Raw genomic sequence first — 18,021 nt, forward strand, 5'->3', positions numbered from 1 at the left:
TGCACCGGTACCCTGCGCTTCTCGGTGAACCAGGGGACGGCGCCGAACTCGCTGCGCTCAGACATCGGCGCCTCTTCGCCCCTGATCCACTTGCGATGCTCGGCTCGCTGGAAGGCGGACTGGTAGATCAAAAGCAAAGGCGGCATCCGTGCCGATCAAGGTCCCTACCAGAGCAGATCCCCGGCGAACCCTATCTGTCGAAACCCAGCAGCAGCGGGTCGTGGTCGGAGCTGCGCCACGGGCCCTGCACGTTGCGGCCCTGGTAGCCGCTGGCGTCCTGCTCGTCGGCATTGCTGTGCCATTCGGCGGCACCGCGCAGGCGCTTGGCCATGCCCGGGCTCAGCAGTGCATGGTCGAGGCGGCCGGTATAGCCGTTGTAGACGTAGCTGTAGGGATGCTCGACCTTGGCGACCTTGAATGCGTCCTGCCAGCCCAGGTCACGCAGGGTGCGGATCGGGTCTTCCATCGCGTAGGCATTGAAATCGCCCAGCAGCACCGCGTCCCTGGCACCGGTACCGGTCGGGTCGGTCTGCAGCCAGGCATGCAGCTGCTGCGCCGAGGTCACGCGGGTCGCGTTCCAGCAGCCCTGGTTGTCGTTGCGGTCGGCGTCGGCACCGGCGGCGTCGCGGCAGCCCTTCGACTTGAAGTGGTTGGCAACCACCACGAACGGCGCGCCCTGCTTGCCCTGGAAGGCCTGCGCCAGCGGCACGCGGCTGTGTTCGACGAACGGACCACCGGTCAGCGTGGCCGGCTTGCCCAGCGGCTGCAGGCGGCTGCTGCGGTAGATGATGCCAACCCGGATCGGATTGTCGCCGGGGCCGTTGCCGGCATCGACGAAGCGCCAGTCGCCCTGCGCGCCACGGTCGCGGTTGAGCGCATCGACCAGTTCGGCGATGGCCGACTGCGGACCATAGCCATCGTTCTCCAGTTCCATCAGCGCGGCGACATCGGCGCCCAAGGCGTTGACCGTGGTGACCAGCTTGGCCACCTGCGACTTGTGCTCGTCCAGGGTGCGCGCGCCGCGCAGGGTCGGGAAGCCACCGCCCTGGCCGTCACCATTGAAGAAGTTCTCCAGGTTGAAGGCCGCCACATGCAGGCTGCCCGGCACGGTCGGCACCGCCGGGCGCTTCAGCTCCGGCAGCTTCAGCGCTCCCTCGACCTGCAGGCGCGGATGGCCCTGCGCATCCACGCGCACGATGCCCTCCACGTTGCGCAGCTGCATGCCGGTGCGCAGCACCGGGTTGCCCGGCAGGTAGGGCACGCTGGCGGGGTCGCGGGCGTCACTGCCATCTTCCAGTACCAGCCGGCGACGCTGGTTGTCGGCCATCACCTGCTCGTAGCCGGCGGTGCCCGGCGCAGCCACTTCGGTCGGCTGCCAGAGGCGGCCGTCGAAGGCCACGGTGAGCTGGCCGAAGCGCTCCAGGCCATCGGTACCGGCCAGGGTGAGCGGTGCGGCGATGCGCACGCGCTGGCCATCCAGCGCGCGCCAGTCGGCCGGTGCGGCGGTCAGCACCACGGTGGCGCTGCTGCGCGCAACAGCGGGCGTCGTAGCTGGTGCGGCCTGCGGCTGGGCCTGGGCAAAGGCGCTGGCCGGCAGCAGCAGGGACAGGGCAAGAGCAAGGGAACGGCGGCGCATCGACGGGCGATTCCAGGGAAGAGGGCGCACAGACTAACCCTGAAATGCGGAGATCCGCCTGCGCGGCGGGGGCACAGGGGCAATCAGGCCTCCGTGGGCAAAGCTTAGTAGGTGGTAGAGCCGAGCCCACGCTCGGCTGCGCCTGGCCACACCGTGCGCAGAGCAGCCGAGCGTGGGCTCGGCTCTACAGGAAGCGGCGCGTTGCGGCGGCTATTTCAGGTTGCCCAGCATCCAGTCCACGGTGGCATGGATCTGTTCTTCGGTCAGTGCCGGGTTGCCGCCCTTGGGCGGCATGATGCCGCCATCCGGGCCGGTATAGCCCTCGATGGCGTGCTTGTAGAGGGTGTCCTTGCCCTGCGCGATGCGCTTGTCCCAATGCGAGTGGTCCAGCGTCGGTGCCATGCCCACGCCGGTGGTATGGCAGGCGGTGCACAGGTTGTCGAAGATCACCTTGCCATCCTTGGTGCCGCCGTAAGCCACCTGCGAAGCAGCCTTGGCCAGCGCGGCGGCCTTGGCCGCAGCCTGCGCGGCGGCGCCGGTGCTGCCGGCATAGACCGCGCCGGTGGGCGAAATGCGCTGTTCGGTGCGCTTGGCCGCGGTCGGCGATACTTCGGGTGGAATCCGGGTGTGGATGTAGGCGGCAAGGAGGATGAGGCCGAGGGTGATGGTCGCCAGCAGCGCGATCACCATGGAGAAGCGTTTCAGGAACTCCAGATCGTAATTCCGCACTCTTCGTTACCCCTGGCTGATAGTCGTTGGACCACGGCTGAGTGACTGCGTGATGGGCCGAGTATAGAACGCGCTATGCGTGCGACAACAGACGTCATGCTGGTGCGGCGCAGCATGCGGCCGTGGCCGCATGCGGGTAGCGCCGGGCCGTGCCCGGCGAGCGCGAAGCGCGGCAACAACGGTCGAGGATGGCGACAGCCGCCGGGCATGGCCCGGCGCTACCGAATTGCCGGGGCACCGATCGCGCGCAGGCAGAAGCTGCAGATTGCGTTCACCAGTGCATCTTCGTCGCGGTGTGCTTCGCGGCTTGGCGCGGTCGGGCCGACCATCGCCTCGGTGAAGGCGCCGACCAGGCACGCAGCGGCCACATGCGCGTCCTGCGCAGGCAGCTCACCGGCCGCCACGCCCTCCTCCACCAGCCGCAGGAACACGTCGCCGAAGGCGCGACGACCGCGCATGCGCTCGGCTTCCACGTCCGGGTCGACCGGTTCGACGATGAAGGCGTGCGCCAGCCCCGGCCCAGCCAGGGCACGGCGTACGAAGGCGGTGATCGCCAGCCGCAGGCGCTCGCTGGCCGCCTCCGGGCCACTGGCGATGCGCTCCATGATCGCCACCTCGTGGGCCACCGCGGCGTTGAGCACCTCCACGAACAACTCGGCCTTGGACGGGAAGTGCCGGTAGATCAGGCCGGTGGACACCCCCGCCAGGGTCGCCACGGCGGTCACCGGGGCATTGCGCCAGCCGCCAGTGGCGACCAGTTCACGGGTGGCCAGCAGGATCCGTTCACGGGCCCCGGCCAGGCGTTCTTCCATCAGTGCAGAGCGTTTGTAGGCCATGTTTTGATTCTGGTTTCAATTTTTGAATTTGTATTCACTTCTTATCCGAACCCCGCTACGCTGGGGTCCAATCGCCCGTGCGGGCAGCGGTCCTGCAGACCGCCGCCCGCTCCCCCGCCGGGTGCGTCCATTTCCTGCCATCCCGTCGTGGAGCCACCACAATGCACGTGCCATCCCTGAACTTCGACCTTGGCGAAGACATCGACCTGCTGCGCCAGAGCGTGGCCCATTTTGCCGCCGCCGAGGTCGCGCCGCTGGCCGCCGAGGCCGATGCCAGCAACCAGTTCCCGCTGGCTCTGTGGCCGAAGCTGGGCGAACAGGGCCTGCTCGGCCTCACCGTGGAAGAAGCATACGGTGGTACCGGCATGGGCTACCTGGCCCACGTGGTGGCGATGGAAGAAATCTCGCGCGCTTCCGGTGGCATCGGCCTGTCCTATGGCGCGCACTCCAACCTGTGCGTGAACCAGCTGCGCAAGAACGGCAACGAAGAACAGAAGCAGCGCTTCCTGCCCGGCCTCTGCAATGGCAGCCTGGTCGGTGCGCTGGCGATGAGCGAGCCGGGGGCCGGTTCGGACGTGGTGTCGATGAAGCTGCGCGCCGACAAGCGCGGCGACCGCTACGTGCTCAACGGCAACAAGATGTGGATCACCAACGGCCCGGATGCTGACGTGCTGGTGGTCTATGCCAAGACCGACATGGAGGCCGGCGCCAAGGGCATCACCGCGTTCCTGGTCGAGAAGGGCATGAAGGGCTTTTCCACCGCGCAGAAGCTGGACAAGCTGGGCATGCGTTCTTCGCCCACCTGCGAGCTGGTGTTCCAGGACTGCGAGATTCCCGAAGAGAACGTGCTGGGCCAGGTTGGCGGTGGCGTGCGCGTGCTGATGTCCGGCCTGGACTACGAGCGTGTGGTGCTGTCCGGTGGCCCGCTGGGCCTGATGGCCGCGGCCATGGACGTGGTGATGCCGTACGTGCACGAGCGCCACCAGTTCGGCGAGCCGATCGGCAGCTTCCAGCTGATCCAGGCCAAGATCGCCGACATGTACGTGGGCCTGGGTGCCTGCCGCGCGTATGTCTATGCCGTGGCACGCGCCTGCGACCAGGGCCGCACCACCCGCCAGGACGCCGCCGGTGCCATCCTGTACGCCGCCGAGAAGGCGACCTGGCTGACCGGCCAGGCGATCCAGATCCTCGGCGGCAACGGCTACATCAACGAATACCCGACCGGCCGCTTGTGGCGCGACGCCAAGCTGTATGAAATCGGCGCCGGCACTTCGGAGATCCGCCGCATGCTGATCGGCCGCGAACTGTTCCAGCGCACCCTGTAAGGCCAACGCGATGACCGTCCTGAACAGCCAGCTGCAACCGGGCAGCGAAACGTTTGAAAGCAACCGCGCGGCGATGCAGGCCGTGGTCGACGACCTGCATGCCACCCTCGCGCGCACCGCGCTGGGTGGCAGCGAAGCCGCACGCGCCAAGCACACCGCGCGCGGCAAGCTGCTGGTGCGTGACCGCATCGACGCCCTGCTCGACCCGGGCAGCGCCTTCCTGGAAATCGCGCCGCTGGCCGCGCACGGCATGTATGACGATGCCGTGCCCGCCGCCGGCGTGGTGGCCGGCATCGGCCGCGTGAGCGGCGTGGAATGCGTGATCGTGGCCAACGATGCCACGGTCAAGGGCGGCACCTACTACCCGATGACGGTGAAGAAGCACCTGCGCGCGCAGGAGATCGCCGAGCAGAACCACCTGCCGTGCATCTACCTGGTCGATTCCGGTGGCGCGTTCCTGCCACTGCAGGACGAAGTCTTCCCCGACCGCGATCATTTCGGCCGCATCTTCTACAACCAGGCCAACCTGTCGGCGCAGGGCATTCCGCAGATCGCCTGCGTGATGGGCAGCTGCACCGCCGGTGGTGCGTATGTGCCGGCGATGAGCGACGAGACGGTGATCGTGCGCGAGCAGGGCACGATCTTCCTCGGCGGCCCGCCGCTGGTGAAGGCGGCCACCGGTGAAGTGGTGACGGCCGAGGAACTGGGCGGTGCCGACGTGCACACGCGCATCTCCGGCGTGGCCGACCACATGGCCGACAACGATCTGCAGGCGCTGGCACGGGTGCGCGCAATCATCGCCCAGCTGAACTGGCGCAAGCCGGAACCGGCGATGGCGGTACAGCCTTCCGAGGAACCACTGCTGCCGGCGCATGAACTGTATGGGGTGATTCCCGCCGATACGCGCAAGCCCTACGACGTGCGCGAAGTGATCGCACGCCTGGTCGATGGCTCGCGCTTTGACGAGTTCAAGCCGCGCTATGGCGCAACACTGGTTACCGGCTTCGCGCATCTGAACGGCTACCCGATCGGCATCATCGCCAACAACGGCATCCTGTTCTCCGAGTCGGCACTGAAGGGCGCGCACTTCATCGAGCTGTGCACCCAGCGCAACATCCCGCTGGTGTTCCTGCAGAACATCACTGGCTTCATGGTCGGCCGCAAGTACGAACAGGGCGGCATCGCCAAGGACGGCGCCAAGCTGGTATTGGCGGTGGCCTGCGCCAAGGTTCCCAAGTTCACCGTGGTCATCGGCGGCTCGTTCGGTGCCGGCAACTACGGCATGTGCGGCCGTGCGTACTCGCCCAACTTCCTGTGGATGTGGCCGAACGCGCGCATCGGCGTGATGGGCGGCGAGCAGGCCGCCAGCGTGCTGGCCACGGTCAAGCGCGATGGCATCGAGGCTAAGGGCGGCCAGTGGCCGGCGGCGGAGGAAGACGCGTTCAAGGCACCGATCCGCGAGCAGTTCGAGCAGCAGGGCCACCCGTACTACGCCAGCGCGCGCCTGTGGGACGACGGCGTGATCGATCCGGCCGACACCCGCCGGGTACTGGCCCTGGCGCTGTCGGCCAGCCTCAACGCCGCCCCGCAGCAGACGCGCTTCGGCGTGTTCCGCATGTAACCCGTGCCATGACCGAGCACGCTCCCATGAAGCCCGTTGCCATGTTCACCAAAGTCCTGATCGCCAATCGCGGCGAAATCGCCTGCCGCGTCATCGCCACCTGCCGCCGCCTCGGCATCGCCACCGTGGCGGTATATTCCGATGCCGACCGCAACGCGCGCCACGTGCGCCTGGCCGACGAAGCCATCCACATCGGTCCGGCCGCTGCACGTGAAAGTTACCTGCGCGGCGATGCCCTGCTCGACGCCGCACGCCTGACCGGCGCGCAGGCGATCCACCCCGGTTACGGCTTCCTGTCAGAGAATGCCGACTTCGCCGATGCCTGCGCCGCCGCCGGCATCACCTTCATCGGGCCGCCGGCCAGCGCCATCCGCGCGATGGGCGACAAGAGCGCGGCCAAGGCATTGATGGCGAAAGCCGGCGTGCCGCTGACTCCGGGCTACCACGGCGACCAGCAGGAACCGTCCTTCCTGCGCGAACAGGCCGACGCCATCGGTTACCCGGTGCTGATCAAGGCCAGCGCCGGTGGCGGTGGCAAGGGCATGCGCAAGGTCGAGCGCAGCGAGGACTTCGTCGATGCGCTGGCCAGCTGCCAGCGCGAGGCGGCCTCGGCGTTCGGCAATGACCACGTGCTGGTCGAGAAGTATGTCGAGCGCCCGCGCCATATCGAGATCCAGGTGTTCGGCGACAGCCACGGTGACGCGGTGTACCTGTTCGAGCGCGACTGCTCGGTGCAGCGCCGCCACCAGAAGGTGCTGGAAGAAGCGCCGGCCCCGGGCATGAGCGCCGAGCGCCGCACCGCGATGGGCCAGGCGGCGGTCGATGCCGCGCGCGCGGTGGGCTATGAAGGTGCGGGCACGGTGGAGTTCATCGCCGGCCCGGACGGCGATTTCTACTTCATGGAAATGAACACCCGCCTTCAGGTCGAGCACCCGGTGACCGAATACATCACCGGCACCGACCTGGTGGAATGGCAGCTGCGCGTGGCCTCGGGCTTGCCGCTGCCGCTGCGCCAGGAGCAGCTGGCCATCCACGGCCACGCGATCGAAGCGCGGCTGTATGCCGAGGATGCCGATCGAGGCTTCCTGCCGTCCACCGGCACCCTGCGCCGCCTGCGCCTGCCGGCGCCGTCGGCCCATGTGCGCGTGGATACCGGCGTCGAGGAAGGCGACAGCATCACCCCGTACTACGATCCGATGATCGCCAAGCTGATCGTCTGGGACGTGGACCGCGACGCTGCACTGCGCCGCATGAGCCAGGCACTGGCCGACTGTCAGGTGGTGGGCGTGACCACCAATGCCGGTTTCCTGCGCCGCCTGGTGAACACCGATTCGTTCGCGCACGCCAAGCTGGATACCGCGCTGATCGAACGCGAACAGGCGGCATTGAGTGCAGCGGGCGATACGGATGATGCCCTGTGGCAGCTGGCCGCCGTGGCCGCTGTTGCAAGCACTGCCGGTGCCGGCAGCGATGCGCGCGACCCGCATTCGCCGTGGCAGGCGCAGGACGGCTGGCGCCTTGGCGCGTCCGCGCCGCGCGTATTGCCGCTGCAGCAGGGAGAGCGCCGGCACACGCTGAAGGTGTGGGCGCGGGCCGATGGCTGGCGCGTGCAGTGCGACGATGCGGCGCCGGTGCAGGTGATCGGCACGGCCAATATGCAGGGCCTGACGGTGCACCTGGGCGAGCGCCGCTGGTCGTTGCAGCTGCTGCGCGACGGTGACCAGCTGTACCTGTTCGGCGCCGACGGCCAGCACCGTTTCACCCTGCACGATCCGGTGGGTGAATCGGACCACGCCGTGGCCGACGCCGGCAGCCTGCTGGCGCCGATGCCGGGCAAGATCGTTGCGACGCTGGTCGCCGCCGGTACCGAGGTCAAGCGCGGTACGCCGCTGGTGGTGCTGGAAGCGATGAAGATGGAGCACACGCTGCAGGCACCGGCGGACGGCACGGTGAAGGGTTACCGCGCCAAGGCCGGCGACCAGGTGGGTGACGGTGCAGTACTGGTGGACTTCGAGGCGGCGTGAACGCCGCGGCGGCGACCGCTCAGCGGTCGTCGCCCACCACCACCCGGCCAGCAGGATCGAATTCGGCCGTGTCCAGCGTGGCACTGCGCCAGCCCAGGCCGCAGATGGCCATCGCGCTCTGCCCGATGCCGTCGAAACCGAAGGCACGATCGACATCGGCATCGTTGATGGCTGCGGTGACGAACGCCGCCAGGCCACGCTCGGTCGCGCACAGGTACAGCAGCTGCGAGATGTGGCCGACATCCAGCGTCACCGCACGATACGCCTTGGCGTGGTTGCGGTACTTCCAGAAGCAGCGGTCGTACCGCGGTGCCAGCACCAGCAGCGCCGGAGCATCGGCGAACCACTCCTGACCGGACAGCATCCGCCGTGCCAGCGCGGGCAACGCATCGGGCGGCGGCGAGGGCAGCGGCAGTACCGCGTGCTGCACGGGGTGGTAGTGGTACAGCCCCGGTACCAGCCCTTCCACGTTCTGTACCAGCAGGAAGCCCTCGGTGGGATGCAGGCCGCCACCGGAGGGCACGTTCTTCTTCAGGAACTCGGTATCACGCTCGACCTTCTGCACCGCGTGGGCCATCAGCGTGCGCTGCAGCACCTGGGCCAGCAGCGGCAATGGCAGCGCGCGCTGCGGGTCGAAATTGCGGCAGGTCGTGCGCTGCGCCAGCAGCGCGTCGAACGCCGCCTCTTCGCTGCGCGGCAACGGCTGGTAGTCGCCCTGCAGGGCCTGCACCACCGGTGGTGGCGGCCCCAGCCGCTGGCGCAGGCCGGCAGCGGTATCCAGCCCCTGGCGACGCATGTCCTCCACGCTGTCCACCGCCTGCCAGCGCGCATGGCGATGGGCCAGTGCGGCCAACGGCCACCACTGGCTGCGTCGCAATGCCTCATCACGCATCTGGTGCCCGACCTCATCCGGCGGGTCGGTCAGCACCAGCCCCTGCTCGACCAGGCGCGCCAGCATCGCCGGAGAGGTGCCGGCCGGCGGTTCGCTCCAGCGGTGCGCGCTGAGCTCGCCCAGCAGCTGGCGCTCCTCGGCGTCCACCGGCAGCGGCTGGTCCAGATGGGCGGCCAGGGCCACCCAGCTGATCTGGCTGTCCATCTCGGCCTGGCCGGCCAGCATCGCGCGCAGGTCCAGGGTGACCGACTCGCGGGGCTCGAACATCAGGCTGGCGCAGCGGCGCAGGCGCATGGGTTTCCTTCCTTCTGCCGCACAACCGGCATAGCAGCAACGACCGCAGCGCGGCCAACTTTAGCGACGTACGCAGCGCGGCCCTCAATGGCAGGCTGTCGCGGCCGATACGAGAAACTCCACCTACGGACGATCCCCATGAGCACCCATCCCCGCCTTTCCGCCGAGGACGCCAGCACCCTGCTGGACCACCTCATCGGCAACGACGACTTCCGCAGCCACTTCACCACCTCGCCGGCCAAGGCTCTGGCCTCGATCGGGCTGGACGGTGCGGTCGGCGAAAGCGACTGCATGAAGATCGGCACCCTGGCTTCGGTCGAGGAGCTGAGCCAGGTGCGTGACAGCCTGCAGGCCCACCTGTCCGGGTCGGTGGCGGCGATGACCGTGGTGTTCTGCTTCGAAGCGGGCAAGGTCGGCGAGCGCATCGACGGCTGACCCGTCATCAGGGCGCGCCGGCCGCGGCCGGCGATTCCCACGTGGACACGTCGTGCACATTCAGTGGTTGCCAGACCTGCATGGCGGTGACCTCGGCAATGGCCTGGCCGCGATGCTGGGACAGCCAGGCCTGCTCGCGGCGTACGGCAGCTTCATTGCCCTGTGCGCGCAGCGCGAGCAGCAGCACGACGTGTGCCTGCACCGGCTCGCTGCCATCGAGCATTGGCTCGATCAGGGCGCGGGCAGCTTCGGGCCGCTGCATCTGCAGTTCATCCACGGCGCTGACAATGCGCAGCCAGCGATCGGCGACCGGACTGCGCAGGCTGCGCAGCAGCGGCCGCTGCTCGTCCAGCCAGCGCCTGGCCAGCTCGAACTGGCCCTGTCGCTGGGCCAGATGGACCAGAGCCAGCCATTGCAGGCCGCGGGCATGCAGCATGGGATCATCGCCCTGCTCCAGCAACGGATGCAGCAACGCAGCGATGGCCTGCAACTCGGCGCGGTCCGCGCTCGGGCACAGAGCTGCCACGCTGGCGTGCTGCAGCCGCTGCTGCACCTGGAAGTCGACCAGCGCCGGCGCCGACGCGTCGTCGCGTACCGCCTGCTGCATGGCCGCGCAATCGCGCTGCGTGGCCGCCAGCAGCAGCTGCGCACGCAGCTTCATGCGCTGCTGCAGGGCATCGTTGGCACGGATCTGCGGCAGCAGTTGGGCCGCCTTGGCGTACTTGCCCTGCGCGACCAGTACGTCCACGCCGGTCTCATCGGCATCATCACGACCGCGCAGGACCTGTGCCTGGGCCAGTGTCTGGGCCGCAAGCTGCGGTTGGTTGGCGGCGATCTGTATCCGCACCAGGTGGATCAGCGGATACAAGCGCAGCGGATCCTGCGGCACCGCAGCCGCACGCGCGTAGGGTTCGGCCTCGCTGAACTGGTTGGCCTGCAGCAGGTACCACGACGTGTTGGACAGCCCGGCGAACGAATCCGGGTAGACCTTGGCCAGCGTGCGCCAGTGCTCCAGCGCCCAGCCACCAGGCTCCAGTTCGGCCATCCAGGCCTTCAGGTACAGGCGCTCGCGTGGCGGCAACCGATCCTGCAGGTCCAGCGCGTGCTGCATGGCTTCGCGTGCGCGCCGCCCTTCATCGACGCGCGCATGCAGTTTGGCCACGCCCATGTAGGCCAGGGCGAAACCGGGATCAATATCGATTGCAGCCTGATAGAGGTTGCGCGCCTCCTCGAAGCGACGCTGGCCCAGTGCATTCTCGGCCAGCGCGAACGCTCGCAGTGCGCGAAGGTCCTGGGTCGATGCCCGCGGCAGCGGCAACGACTGTTCCAGGCTCGCCACCGATTCGCCCAGTCCGCGACGCAGGCGCCCGACCACGTCGTCCACCGCGAACACCATCTGGTCGGATCGATCCGCGGTGGCGGTGAACGTCTGGATCACCTGGCCGCTGCCCGGTGCTGCGACGTCGATGGCCAGCTCATAGCCACCGATCTTCTGCCGCACCGTCGGCAGCAGCACGGCGCGCGCGCCTTCCCGCACCGCCACGTTGGCTGCGGTATCGCGGCTGAGCCGGGTATCGCCCGAGAGCCGCGCCATTTCCAGGCTTTCGCGGATCTTGCCCTCCGACAGCACGTTCACGTAGCGCGACTGCTCCAGCGCGATCCGGATCGCGTGCCGCATCGAGTCGTCGAAAATCGGGTCGCCGGTGAGGTTGTCGACATCGCCAAGCACCACCCAGTCCCGCTCGGCGAACGCGATCGCCGGTTCCGACCGCAGCAGCAACCAGCCGCCCAGCACGGCCACCGTCAGCACCAGGCCCTCGGCGGCCAGCACCAGCGGCTGCCGCCACAGCGGCAGGTCACGGCGTGCCTTGGCAGTGGCGCGTGGCATGCGCAACGGCGCTGAACCGATCTCACCCACTTCGATCACTTCCTGCACCACCGGCATTCCCTTGAAGCGCCAACGGCCGTGCGACTTCCACAGCAGGCGCGCACCCCGTTCCCCCAGCGCGCCGGTGGCGCGACGGGTCAGCGATTCGGCCACCGCCGACAACAGGATCTGGCCAGGGCGGGCCAGCGTCATCAGGCGCGCTGCCATCGGCTTGGCCAGGCCTTCCACTTCCATCGACTTGGCGCCGGCGCGCACCGCCTCGGCACTGTTCTCCCAGGTCAGCACGTCACCCACATGCAGGCCTGCACGCGCGCGCAGTTCGATCGCCCGCTGCTGGCCCAGCGCGTGCAGTTCGCGCTGGTAGTCCAGGGCGAAGCCCAAAGCATCGATGGCCCGCTCGAACAGCATGAACAGGCCGTCGGAGCGATCGATCAGCTGGCCGTTCCAGCGCTGCTGCAGGACCAGCACCAGGCGGTCGTGTTCCTGGAACAGGCTGGCGGCCGCCACATCGCCGATCCGCTCGACCAGTTGCAGCGAATCACACAGATCGGTGAACAGCAGGGCGCGTAGCTGTGGGCTATGCGGGGCTGACGTTCCGTTGTCGCCGTCCATCGCCTGCCTCCCCCTATTGGCCGTCCGGATCATTCGCCCAACGCAGGCAGTTGCCGCCATCGCGCTTGGCCTGGTACAGCGCGCGATCCGCGCGCGCGTACCACTCGCTCCAGCCTGCCTCCGGCGCCAGCAGGCACGCACCGATGCTGACCAGGCTGACATGCGGCGTACCGGGGCTGCGTTCGAGCAGGCCATGCACCGCGCTGAGGATGAACTCGGCCGCGTGCTGCACGATCTCGTGGTTGCCGCGGCGCAGGATGAGGCAGAACTCATCACCGCCAAGGCGGCAGGCCAGGTCATGCTCGCCGGCCATCGAGCGCAGGATGTTGCCCATGCTCTGCAGCACGCGGTCGCCGGCCTGGTGGCCGTGGCGGTCGTTGATCTGCTTGAAGCGGTCACAATCGATCAGCAGCAACGCCTGCGGCAGCCCCTCGGCACGCTCGCGGCACTCCTGCAGGTACAACGTGAGGCCACGGCGGTTGTGCAGCCCGGTCAGTTCATCGGTGCGCACCAGCTCGCGGGTATGGGTCAGCTGATGAGTGGTGATGTACAGGTTGTCCAGCGCGGTTTCCAGATCGTGGTTGCGGCGCCGCAGCTGGCTGATCAGGGCCTGTTCGTTGGTCAGCACGCGCATGATCGTGCGACGCAGGAAGTAGGCCACCAGCCCGGGATCGGATTCGACCAAGCGGTGGAAATCGGCCGGCCCCAGCTCCAGGACATCGCAATCGACCAGCGCGCGCGCGCTGGCGCTGCGCAGGTGGTCGCCAACCAGCAGGCCCAGTTCGCCGAAGAACTCATACTGCCCGAGTGTCTTGATCACCAGGTCCTCGCCGAAGTCCAGTTCGATCTGGCCGTCGAGGATCACATACATGCGCTCGCCGCGGTGGCCCCGCTGGAACAGCCACTGTCCGGCATGAAGCTTGCATGGGCGGGCGAATCTGGCAAACAATGCCACCTCGGCGTCCGACAACAGCGCATGCACGATCTCGGCCATCGCCACCCGGGCGATACCTGTCGTCATATCACTGTTCTCGGCCGCACCCCTGCCGGTCATTCCCTGCACCCGCCGCCAGCGTCCCCTGGTGAGCCGCGGAGCATAGCACCGCTTTAAAGTGTGCGCCCTATCTCATTTTGAGCCTCAGGGCGCTCTTGTGTGATGTGAAGATCGGTGGTGGCCCGTTCTGGTCACCCATGTCCGGGCAAAACCCCTGCTGGATCAATCCGATGCCGGGTTTCACAGGATTTCGGCCAAGTTGCGGCCAAGGGGGTGCGCCTGATTGACGCTGCCTGCCGGCCGCCGCGCCTTTGCACCGATACAACAACGCCGGCAGGTCCCCCGACCGGCCGGCGTTGTCTGGCCCTTCCCTGGCCACCCTGATCACCCGGTGCCTGGTAGTGCCGGCCGCTGGCCGGCAACTGCATGGGCTTCGGAAACACCGATGGGTTGCCGGCCAGCGGCCGGCACTACCGCATCACGCCGCGCGTTCGCTGCGCCCGCCATGGAACTGCTCTTCCTCGGTGGAGCCGGTCAGCGCGGTGGTCGACGACTGCCCCTGCTGGATCGCCTGGGTCACCGCATCGAAGTAGCCGGTACCGACTTCACGCTGGTGCTTGACCGCCGTGAAACCGCGCTCGGCCGCTTCGAACTCGGCTTCCTGCAGCTCCACGAAGGCGCTCATCTGGCGGCGTGCATAGCCGTGGGCCAGGTTGAACATGCCGTAGTTCAGCGCGTGGAAACCGGCCAGGGTGATGAACTGGAACTTGTAGCCGTAGCTACCCAGTTCGCGCTGGAACTTGGCAATGGTGGCGTCGTCCAGGTTCTTCTTCCAGTTGAAGCTGGGCGAGCAGTTGTAGGCCAGCAGCTTGCCCGGGAACTTCGCGTGGATCGCCTCGGCGAACTTGCGGGCGAACTCCAGGTCCGGCTTGCCGGTCTCGCACCACACCAGATCGGCATAGGGCGCGTAGGCCAGGCCGCGGCTGATCGCCTGGTCCAGGCCATTGCGGGTCTTGTAGAAGCCTTCCACGGTGCGCTCGCCGGTGGTGAACGGCTTGTCGTTGCCGTCGATGTCGCTGGTCAACAGATCAGCCGCTTCGGCATCGGTGCGCGCCACCAGCAGGGTCGGCACGCCCAGCACGTCGGCAGCCAGGCGCGCGGCGTTGAGCTTCTCGATGGCCTCGCGGGTCGGCACCAGCACCTTGCCGCCCATGTGCCCGCACTTCTTCACCGAGGCCAGCTGGTCTTCGAAGTGCACGCCGGCCGCACCGGCCTCGATCATCGCCTTCATCAGTTCGAAGGCGTTGAGCACGCCGCCAAAACCGGCCTCGGCATCGGCCACGATCGGCTGCAGGAAGTCGATGTCGTCCTTGCCTTCGGCATGATGCAGCTGATCGGCACGCAGCAGGGTGTTGTTGATGCGCTTGACCACCGCCGGCACCGAATCGGCCGGGTACAGCGACTGGTCCGGATACATCTGCCCAGCCAGGTTGGCGTCGGCCGCCACCTGCCAACCGGACAGGTAGATCGCCTTCAGGCCCGCCTTGACCTGCTGCATGGCCTGGTTGCCGGTCAATGCACCCAGCGCGTTGACGAACTCGCGCTCATGCAGCGACGCCCACAGCTTCTCCGCACCCAGGCGGGCCAGCGAATGCTCGATGTGGACGGTGCCGCGCAGGCGCACCACGTCGGCGGCGCTGTAGTTGCGCTGGATGCCTTCCCAGCGCGGGTTGGTGTCCCAGTCGTGCTGGATCTGTTCGGCAGTGGGCAGCTTGCTCATGTCTTTCTCCAGTTCGGTTCGTGCGTGCAGCGGGGAGGGAAACGGCAGGAGGGCCGGCAGTCGGTCAATCGATGCGCGCGTAGGCCGGCAGGGTCAGGAAATCGGTCAGTTCGTCACTGCGGCTCAGTTCGCCGAGCAGGGCGATGGCCTCGCCGATGCGCGCACCACCGGGCAGTACGGCGGTATCGCCCAGCCGTGCCGGCAGCTGCGAGAGGGTGGAATCCAGCAGCGCCAGATCGATCGCAGTGCCATCGTCCAGCTGCTGGCCCGGCGTATGCAGCCACTGCCACAGCTGGCTGCGGCTGATCTCGGCGGTGGCCGCGTCCTCCATCAGGTGATGGATCGGCACGCAGCCGTTGCCATCCAGCCACGCCGCCAGATAGCGCACGCAGACTTCCACGTTGCCCTCGAAGCCGGCGCGGGTGACGGTGCCCGGCGGCCGTGCGATCAGTTCGTCGCGGCCGACGCGCACATCCTGGCGCAGCACGCTGTGCTGGTTCGCACCGGGCATGTGTTCGTCGAAGATCGCCATCGCCACCGGAATCAGCGCCGGGTGCGCAACCCAGGTGCCGTCATGGCCGGCGGTGACTTCGCGCAGCTTGTCGGCGCGCACCCGGGCCATCGCCTGTTCGTTGGCGGCGGCATCGTTGTTGATCGGGATCTGCGCGGCCATGCCACCCATCGCATGCGCACCGCGGCGGTGGCAGGTCTGGATCAGCAGTTCCGAATAGGCCTTCAGGAACGGCTGGGTCATGGTCACCTGGCCGCGCTCGGGCAGCACGCGGTCGGCGTGGCGGCGGAAGGTCTTCAGGTACGAGAAGATGTAGTCCCAGCGCCCGCAGTTCAGGCCGACGATGCGATCACGCAGCGCGTGCAGGATCTCGTCCATCTCGAACACCGCCGGCAGCGTTTCGATCAGCACGGTCACCTTGATCTGGCCGTGCGGCAGGCCGAGCATGCCCTCGATATGCGAGAGCGCGGTCTCCCACAGCGCCGCCTCTTCCATGCTCTGCAGCTTGGGCAGGTAAAAGTACGGGCCACGATCCTTCGCCTGCAGGGTGCGGGCGTTGTGGAAGGCGAACACCGCTGCGTCGAACAGGCCACCGGCAAGGAACTGGCCGTCGATGCGCACGTGCTTTTCATCCAGGTGCCAGCCACGCGGGCGCACGATCAGCACCGCCTGCTCGTCGTACGGGCGCAGCGTGTAGTGCTTGCCATTGGGGGCGGTGTATTCCAGATCGCCGCGCACCGCCGCCGCCAGCGACTGCTGGCCGGCCAGCAGGTTGCGCCAGGTCGGCGAGGTCGAATCCTCGAAGTCGGCCATGAACACCTTGGCGCCGGAGTTCAGCGCGTTGATGACCATCTTCGGGTCGGTCGGGCCGGTAATCTCGACGCGGCGGTCCTGCAACGCGGCCGGCAGCGGGGCCACGCGCCAGTCGCCACTGCGGATGGCGGCGGTGTCCTCGCGGAAGTCTGGCAGGCCGCCTTGGTCGAAGAATGCCTGGCGTTCACGGCGGGCCTGCAGCCTCGCCTGCCGGCCCGGTTCCACCGCACGGTGCAGCGACACCAGCAGGGCCAGCAGCGGCGCCGGCAGCAGGGTGTCCTGGCCGGCCACGCGGGTCGCCAGGGCGATGCCGGGGGTAGCCTTCGCGGCGGGGGTGGGAACAGCGGAAGCGACGGCGGACATGAGGCGACTCCAGCGGTGGGGGAACGGCTCCACGGTGCCGCCGGGCCTGAGTATTTGGCAAAACAGTTTTTGCAATGTTCTACATAAGTTGTGCTAATACTCGTGACACGATGAGCACACGCACCCCGCCAAGTCCGCGTTTTTCGTACAAATCCGACCGGCTGAAGCCGTTGCGTGCGTTCTGCCAGACGGTGCGCCTGGGTTCGGTCTCACGGGCGGCTGAGGCACTTTTCGTCAGCCAGCCGGCGATCAGCCTGCAGTTGCAGGCCTTGGAACGGGAGCTGGGGGTGCCATTGTTCGAACGCAGCGGGCGGCGCCTGGTGCCCAGCCGCGAGGGCCAACTGCTGTACGAGATGGCGCAGCCGCTGGTGGAGAGCCTGGACGGGCTGGAGGCGCGCTTCCGCGACAAGGTACGCGGCCTGGACGCGGGCGAGCTGAACATCGCCGCCAACAGCTCGACCATCCTGTACCTGCTGCCGAAGATCGTCGAACGCTTCCGCCTGCACCATCCGGATGTGCGCCTGACCCTGCACAACGCGATCAGCGCTGACGGCACCGACCTGCTGCGCGAGGATGCCGCCGACCTGGCCATCGGTTCGATGACCGATGTACCGGCCGACCTGACCTACGCCCCGGCCTACCGCTTCGAACAGGTGCTGATCGCGCCGCACGACCATCCGCTGGCCAGCGGCGGCGAGCTGGAGCTGGCCGACATCGCGCGCTATCCGCTGGTACTGCCGCCGAAGCGGCAGATCACCTACCGCCTGGTCGACCAGGTATTCCAGCGCCACCGCATTGCCTACACCGTGGCGCTGGAAGTGGGTGGATGGGAAGTGATCAAGCAGTACGTGGCGATGGGCATGGGCATTTCCATCGTGCCGGCGCTGTGCCTGCACGAAGCCGACCGCGAGCGGCTGGCGGCGCGGTCGATGAAGCGCTGGTTCCCCGAGCGCAGTTACGGGGTGATCGTGCGCCGCGGCAAGGCACTGTCGGCGCAGGCGCGGGCGTTCATCGAGCTGATCCAGCCGGAGTTGTTCAGTCCGCGCGATTACGACCAGAGCGGGCATTCGGAGCGGTGAGGGGTGTTCTGGTTTGCAGGGCTGCCGCCCTGCACCCGCCGAAGCCAGATCAACGTCAACATCAAGAGCGGCATTCGGCGGGATGGCGAGGTGGGTCCGGTTGCGGGGGACGCTGCAAGTACGTCCCTGTAAGCTCGGTCGCGCCATCCATGGCGCTCACGCCCCCGCAACCGGCCCCACCCCGCCTTC

General features: G+C 67.9%; 13 protein-coding genes. 5 read left to right on the forward strand and 8 right to left on the reverse strand.

The annotated features are described in order from the left end of the window. Nucleotides 1-190 precede the first annotated feature (190 nt). The 3 genes from AC5P7R_RS06520 to AC5P7R_RS06530 all read right to left on the reverse strand — a co-directional run bounded on the left by AC5P7R_RS06520 (nt 191) and on the right by AC5P7R_RS06530 (nt 3,201). Entirely contained in the window at nt 191-1,636 is a 1,446-nt protein-coding gene (locus AC5P7R_RS06520; RefSeq protein ID WP_495213801.1) for an ExeM/NucH family extracellular endonuclease, read from the reverse strand. 210 nt (nt 1,637-1,846) lie between these two features. Next, on the reverse strand, nt 1,847-2,365 hold the full coding sequence (locus AC5P7R_RS06525; RefSeq protein ID WP_005407662.1) for a c-type cytochrome: 519 nt from the start codon (nt 2,363-2,365) through the stop codon (nt 1,847-1,849). 218 nt (nt 2,366-2,583) lie between these two features. Then, nucleotides 2,584-3,201, reverse strand: coding sequence for a TetR/AcrR family transcriptional regulator (locus tag AC5P7R_RS06530; RefSeq protein ID WP_021203751.1), 618 nt, complete (start codon nt 3,199-3,201; stop codon nt 2,584-2,586). 161 nt (nt 3,202-3,362) lie between these two features. Here AC5P7R_RS06530 and AC5P7R_RS06535 point away from each other — a divergent pair, with 161 nt between their 5' ends. Genes AC5P7R_RS06535 through AC5P7R_RS06545 form a run of 3 tightly spaced genes read left to right on the forward strand, consistent with a single transcriptional unit; the run spans nt 3,363 to nt 8,171 of the window. Beyond that, on the forward strand, nt 3,363-4,526 hold the full coding sequence (locus tag AC5P7R_RS06535; protein WP_014035590.1) for an isovaleryl-CoA dehydrogenase: 1,164 nt from the start codon (nt 3,363-3,365) through the stop codon (nt 4,524-4,526). 10 nt (nt 4,527-4,536) lie between these two features. After that, nucleotides 4,537-6,147, forward strand: coding sequence for a carboxyl transferase domain-containing protein (locus AC5P7R_RS06540; protein ID WP_423179081.1), 1,611 nt, complete (start codon nt 4,537-4,539; stop codon nt 6,145-6,147). 8 nt (nt 6,148-6,155) lie between these two features. After that, nucleotides 6,156-8,171, forward strand: coding sequence for an acetyl/propionyl/methylcrotonyl-CoA carboxylase subunit alpha (locus AC5P7R_RS06545; RefSeq protein ID WP_495213802.1), 2,016 nt, complete (start codon nt 6,156-6,158; stop codon nt 8,169-8,171). A gap of 19 nt (nt 8,172-8,190) precedes the next feature. Here AC5P7R_RS06545 and AC5P7R_RS06550 read toward each other — a convergent pair whose 3' ends face one another. Next, on the reverse strand, nt 8,191-9,357 hold the full coding sequence (locus tag AC5P7R_RS06550; protein WP_191863735.1) for a putative peptide maturation dehydrogenase: 1,167 nt from the start codon (nt 9,355-9,357) through the stop codon (nt 8,191-8,193). Nucleotides 9,358-9,495: 138 nt separating this feature from the next. Here AC5P7R_RS06550 and AC5P7R_RS06555 point away from each other — a divergent pair, with 138 nt between their 5' ends. Continuing rightward, on the forward strand, nt 9,496-9,792 hold the full coding sequence (locus AC5P7R_RS06555) for an NHLP-related RiPP peptide (RefSeq protein ID WP_459389776.1): 297 nt from the start codon (nt 9,496-9,498) through the stop codon (nt 9,790-9,792). A 7-nt stretch (nt 9,793-9,799) separates the two neighbouring features. Here the strand turns inward: AC5P7R_RS06555 and AC5P7R_RS06560 are convergent, their stop codons facing one another. From AC5P7R_RS06560 to aceB, 4 genes are all read right to left on the reverse strand, one after another. Continuing rightward, complete coding sequence (locus tag AC5P7R_RS06560; RefSeq protein WP_459389777.1) at nt 9,800-12,292, reverse strand: putative peptide modification system cyclase; 2,493 nt, start codon at nt 12,290-12,292, stop codon at nt 9,800-9,802. A gap of 13 nt (nt 12,293-12,305) precedes the next feature. After that, complete coding sequence (locus tag AC5P7R_RS06565; protein WP_019661878.1) at nt 12,306-13,346, reverse strand: GGDEF domain-containing protein; 1,041 nt, start codon at nt 13,344-13,346, stop codon at nt 12,306-12,308. Nucleotides 13,347-13,764: 418 nt separating this feature from the next. Continuing rightward, nucleotides 13,765-15,066 carry an isocitrate lyase gene (gene aceA, locus AC5P7R_RS06570; RefSeq protein ID WP_019661879.1) on the reverse strand — a complete coding sequence of 434 codons (1,302 nt, stop codon included), beginning with the start codon at nt 15,064-15,066 and terminating at the stop codon, nt 13,765-13,767. A 64-nt stretch (nt 15,067-15,130) separates the two neighbouring features. Then, nucleotides 15,131-16,753, reverse strand: a complete 1,623-nt coding sequence (gene aceB / locus AC5P7R_RS06575; protein WP_021203746.1) for a malate synthase A — start codon at nt 16,751-16,753, stop codon at nt 15,131-15,133. A 110-nt stretch (nt 16,754-16,863) separates the two neighbouring features. Here aceB and AC5P7R_RS06580 point away from each other — a divergent pair, with 110 nt between their 5' ends. After that, nucleotides 16,864-17,832 carry a LysR family transcriptional regulator gene (locus tag AC5P7R_RS06580; protein ID WP_019661881.1) on the forward strand — a complete coding sequence of 323 codons (969 nt, stop codon included), beginning with the start codon at nt 16,864-16,866 and terminating at the stop codon, nt 17,830-17,832. Nucleotides 17,833-18,021: the final 189 nt, after the last annotated feature.

It is taken from the genome of Stenotrophomonas sp. YJH_SMC_27 (assembly GCF_059369815.1).

Bases quoted from the DNA above. Each gene is read 5' to 3' on its own strand.
- AC5P7R_RS06520 (WP_495213801.1), bottom strand. From the start codon at position 1,636: ATGCGCCGCCGTTCCCTTGCTCTTGCCCTGTCCCTGCTGCTGCCGGCC.
- AC5P7R_RS06530 (WP_021203751.1), bottom strand. From the start codon at position 3,201: ATGGCCTACAAACGCTCTGCACTGATGGAAGAACGCCTGGCCGGGGCC.
- AC5P7R_RS06535 (WP_014035590.1), top strand. From the start codon at position 3,363: ATGCACGTGCCATCCCTGAACTTCGACCTTGGCGAAGACATCGACCTG.
- AC5P7R_RS06540 (WP_423179081.1), top strand. From the start codon at position 4,537: ATGACCGTCCTGAACAGCCAGCTGCAACCGGGCAGCGAAACGTTTGAA.
- AC5P7R_RS06545 (WP_495213802.1), top strand. From the start codon at position 6,156: ATGACCGAGCACGCTCCCATGAAGCCCGTTGCCATGTTCACCAAAGTC.
- AC5P7R_RS06550 (WP_191863735.1), bottom strand. From the start codon at position 9,357: ATGCGCCTGCGCCGCTGCGCCAGCCTGATGTTCGAGCCCCGCGAGTCG.
- AC5P7R_RS06555 (WP_459389776.1), top strand. From the start codon at position 9,496: ATGAGCACCCATCCCCGCCTTTCCGCCGAGGACGCCAGCACCCTGCTG.
- AC5P7R_RS06560 (WP_459389777.1), bottom strand. From the start codon at position 12,292: ATGGACGGCGACAACGGAACGTCAGCCCCGCATAGCCCACAGCTACGC.
- AC5P7R_RS06565 (WP_019661878.1), bottom strand. From the start codon at position 13,346: ATGACCGGCAGGGGTGCGGCCGAGAACAGTGATATGACGACAGGTATC.
- aceA (WP_019661879.1), bottom strand. From the start codon at position 15,066: ATGAGCAAGCTGCCCACTGCCGAACAGATCCAGCACGACTGGGACACC.
- aceB (WP_021203746.1), bottom strand. From the start codon at position 16,753: ATGTCCGCCGTCGCTTCCGCTGTTCCCACCCCCGCCGCGAAGGCTACC.
- AC5P7R_RS06580 (WP_019661881.1), top strand. From the start codon at position 16,864: ATGAGCACACGCACCCCGCCAAGTCCGCGTTTTTCGTACAAATCCGAC.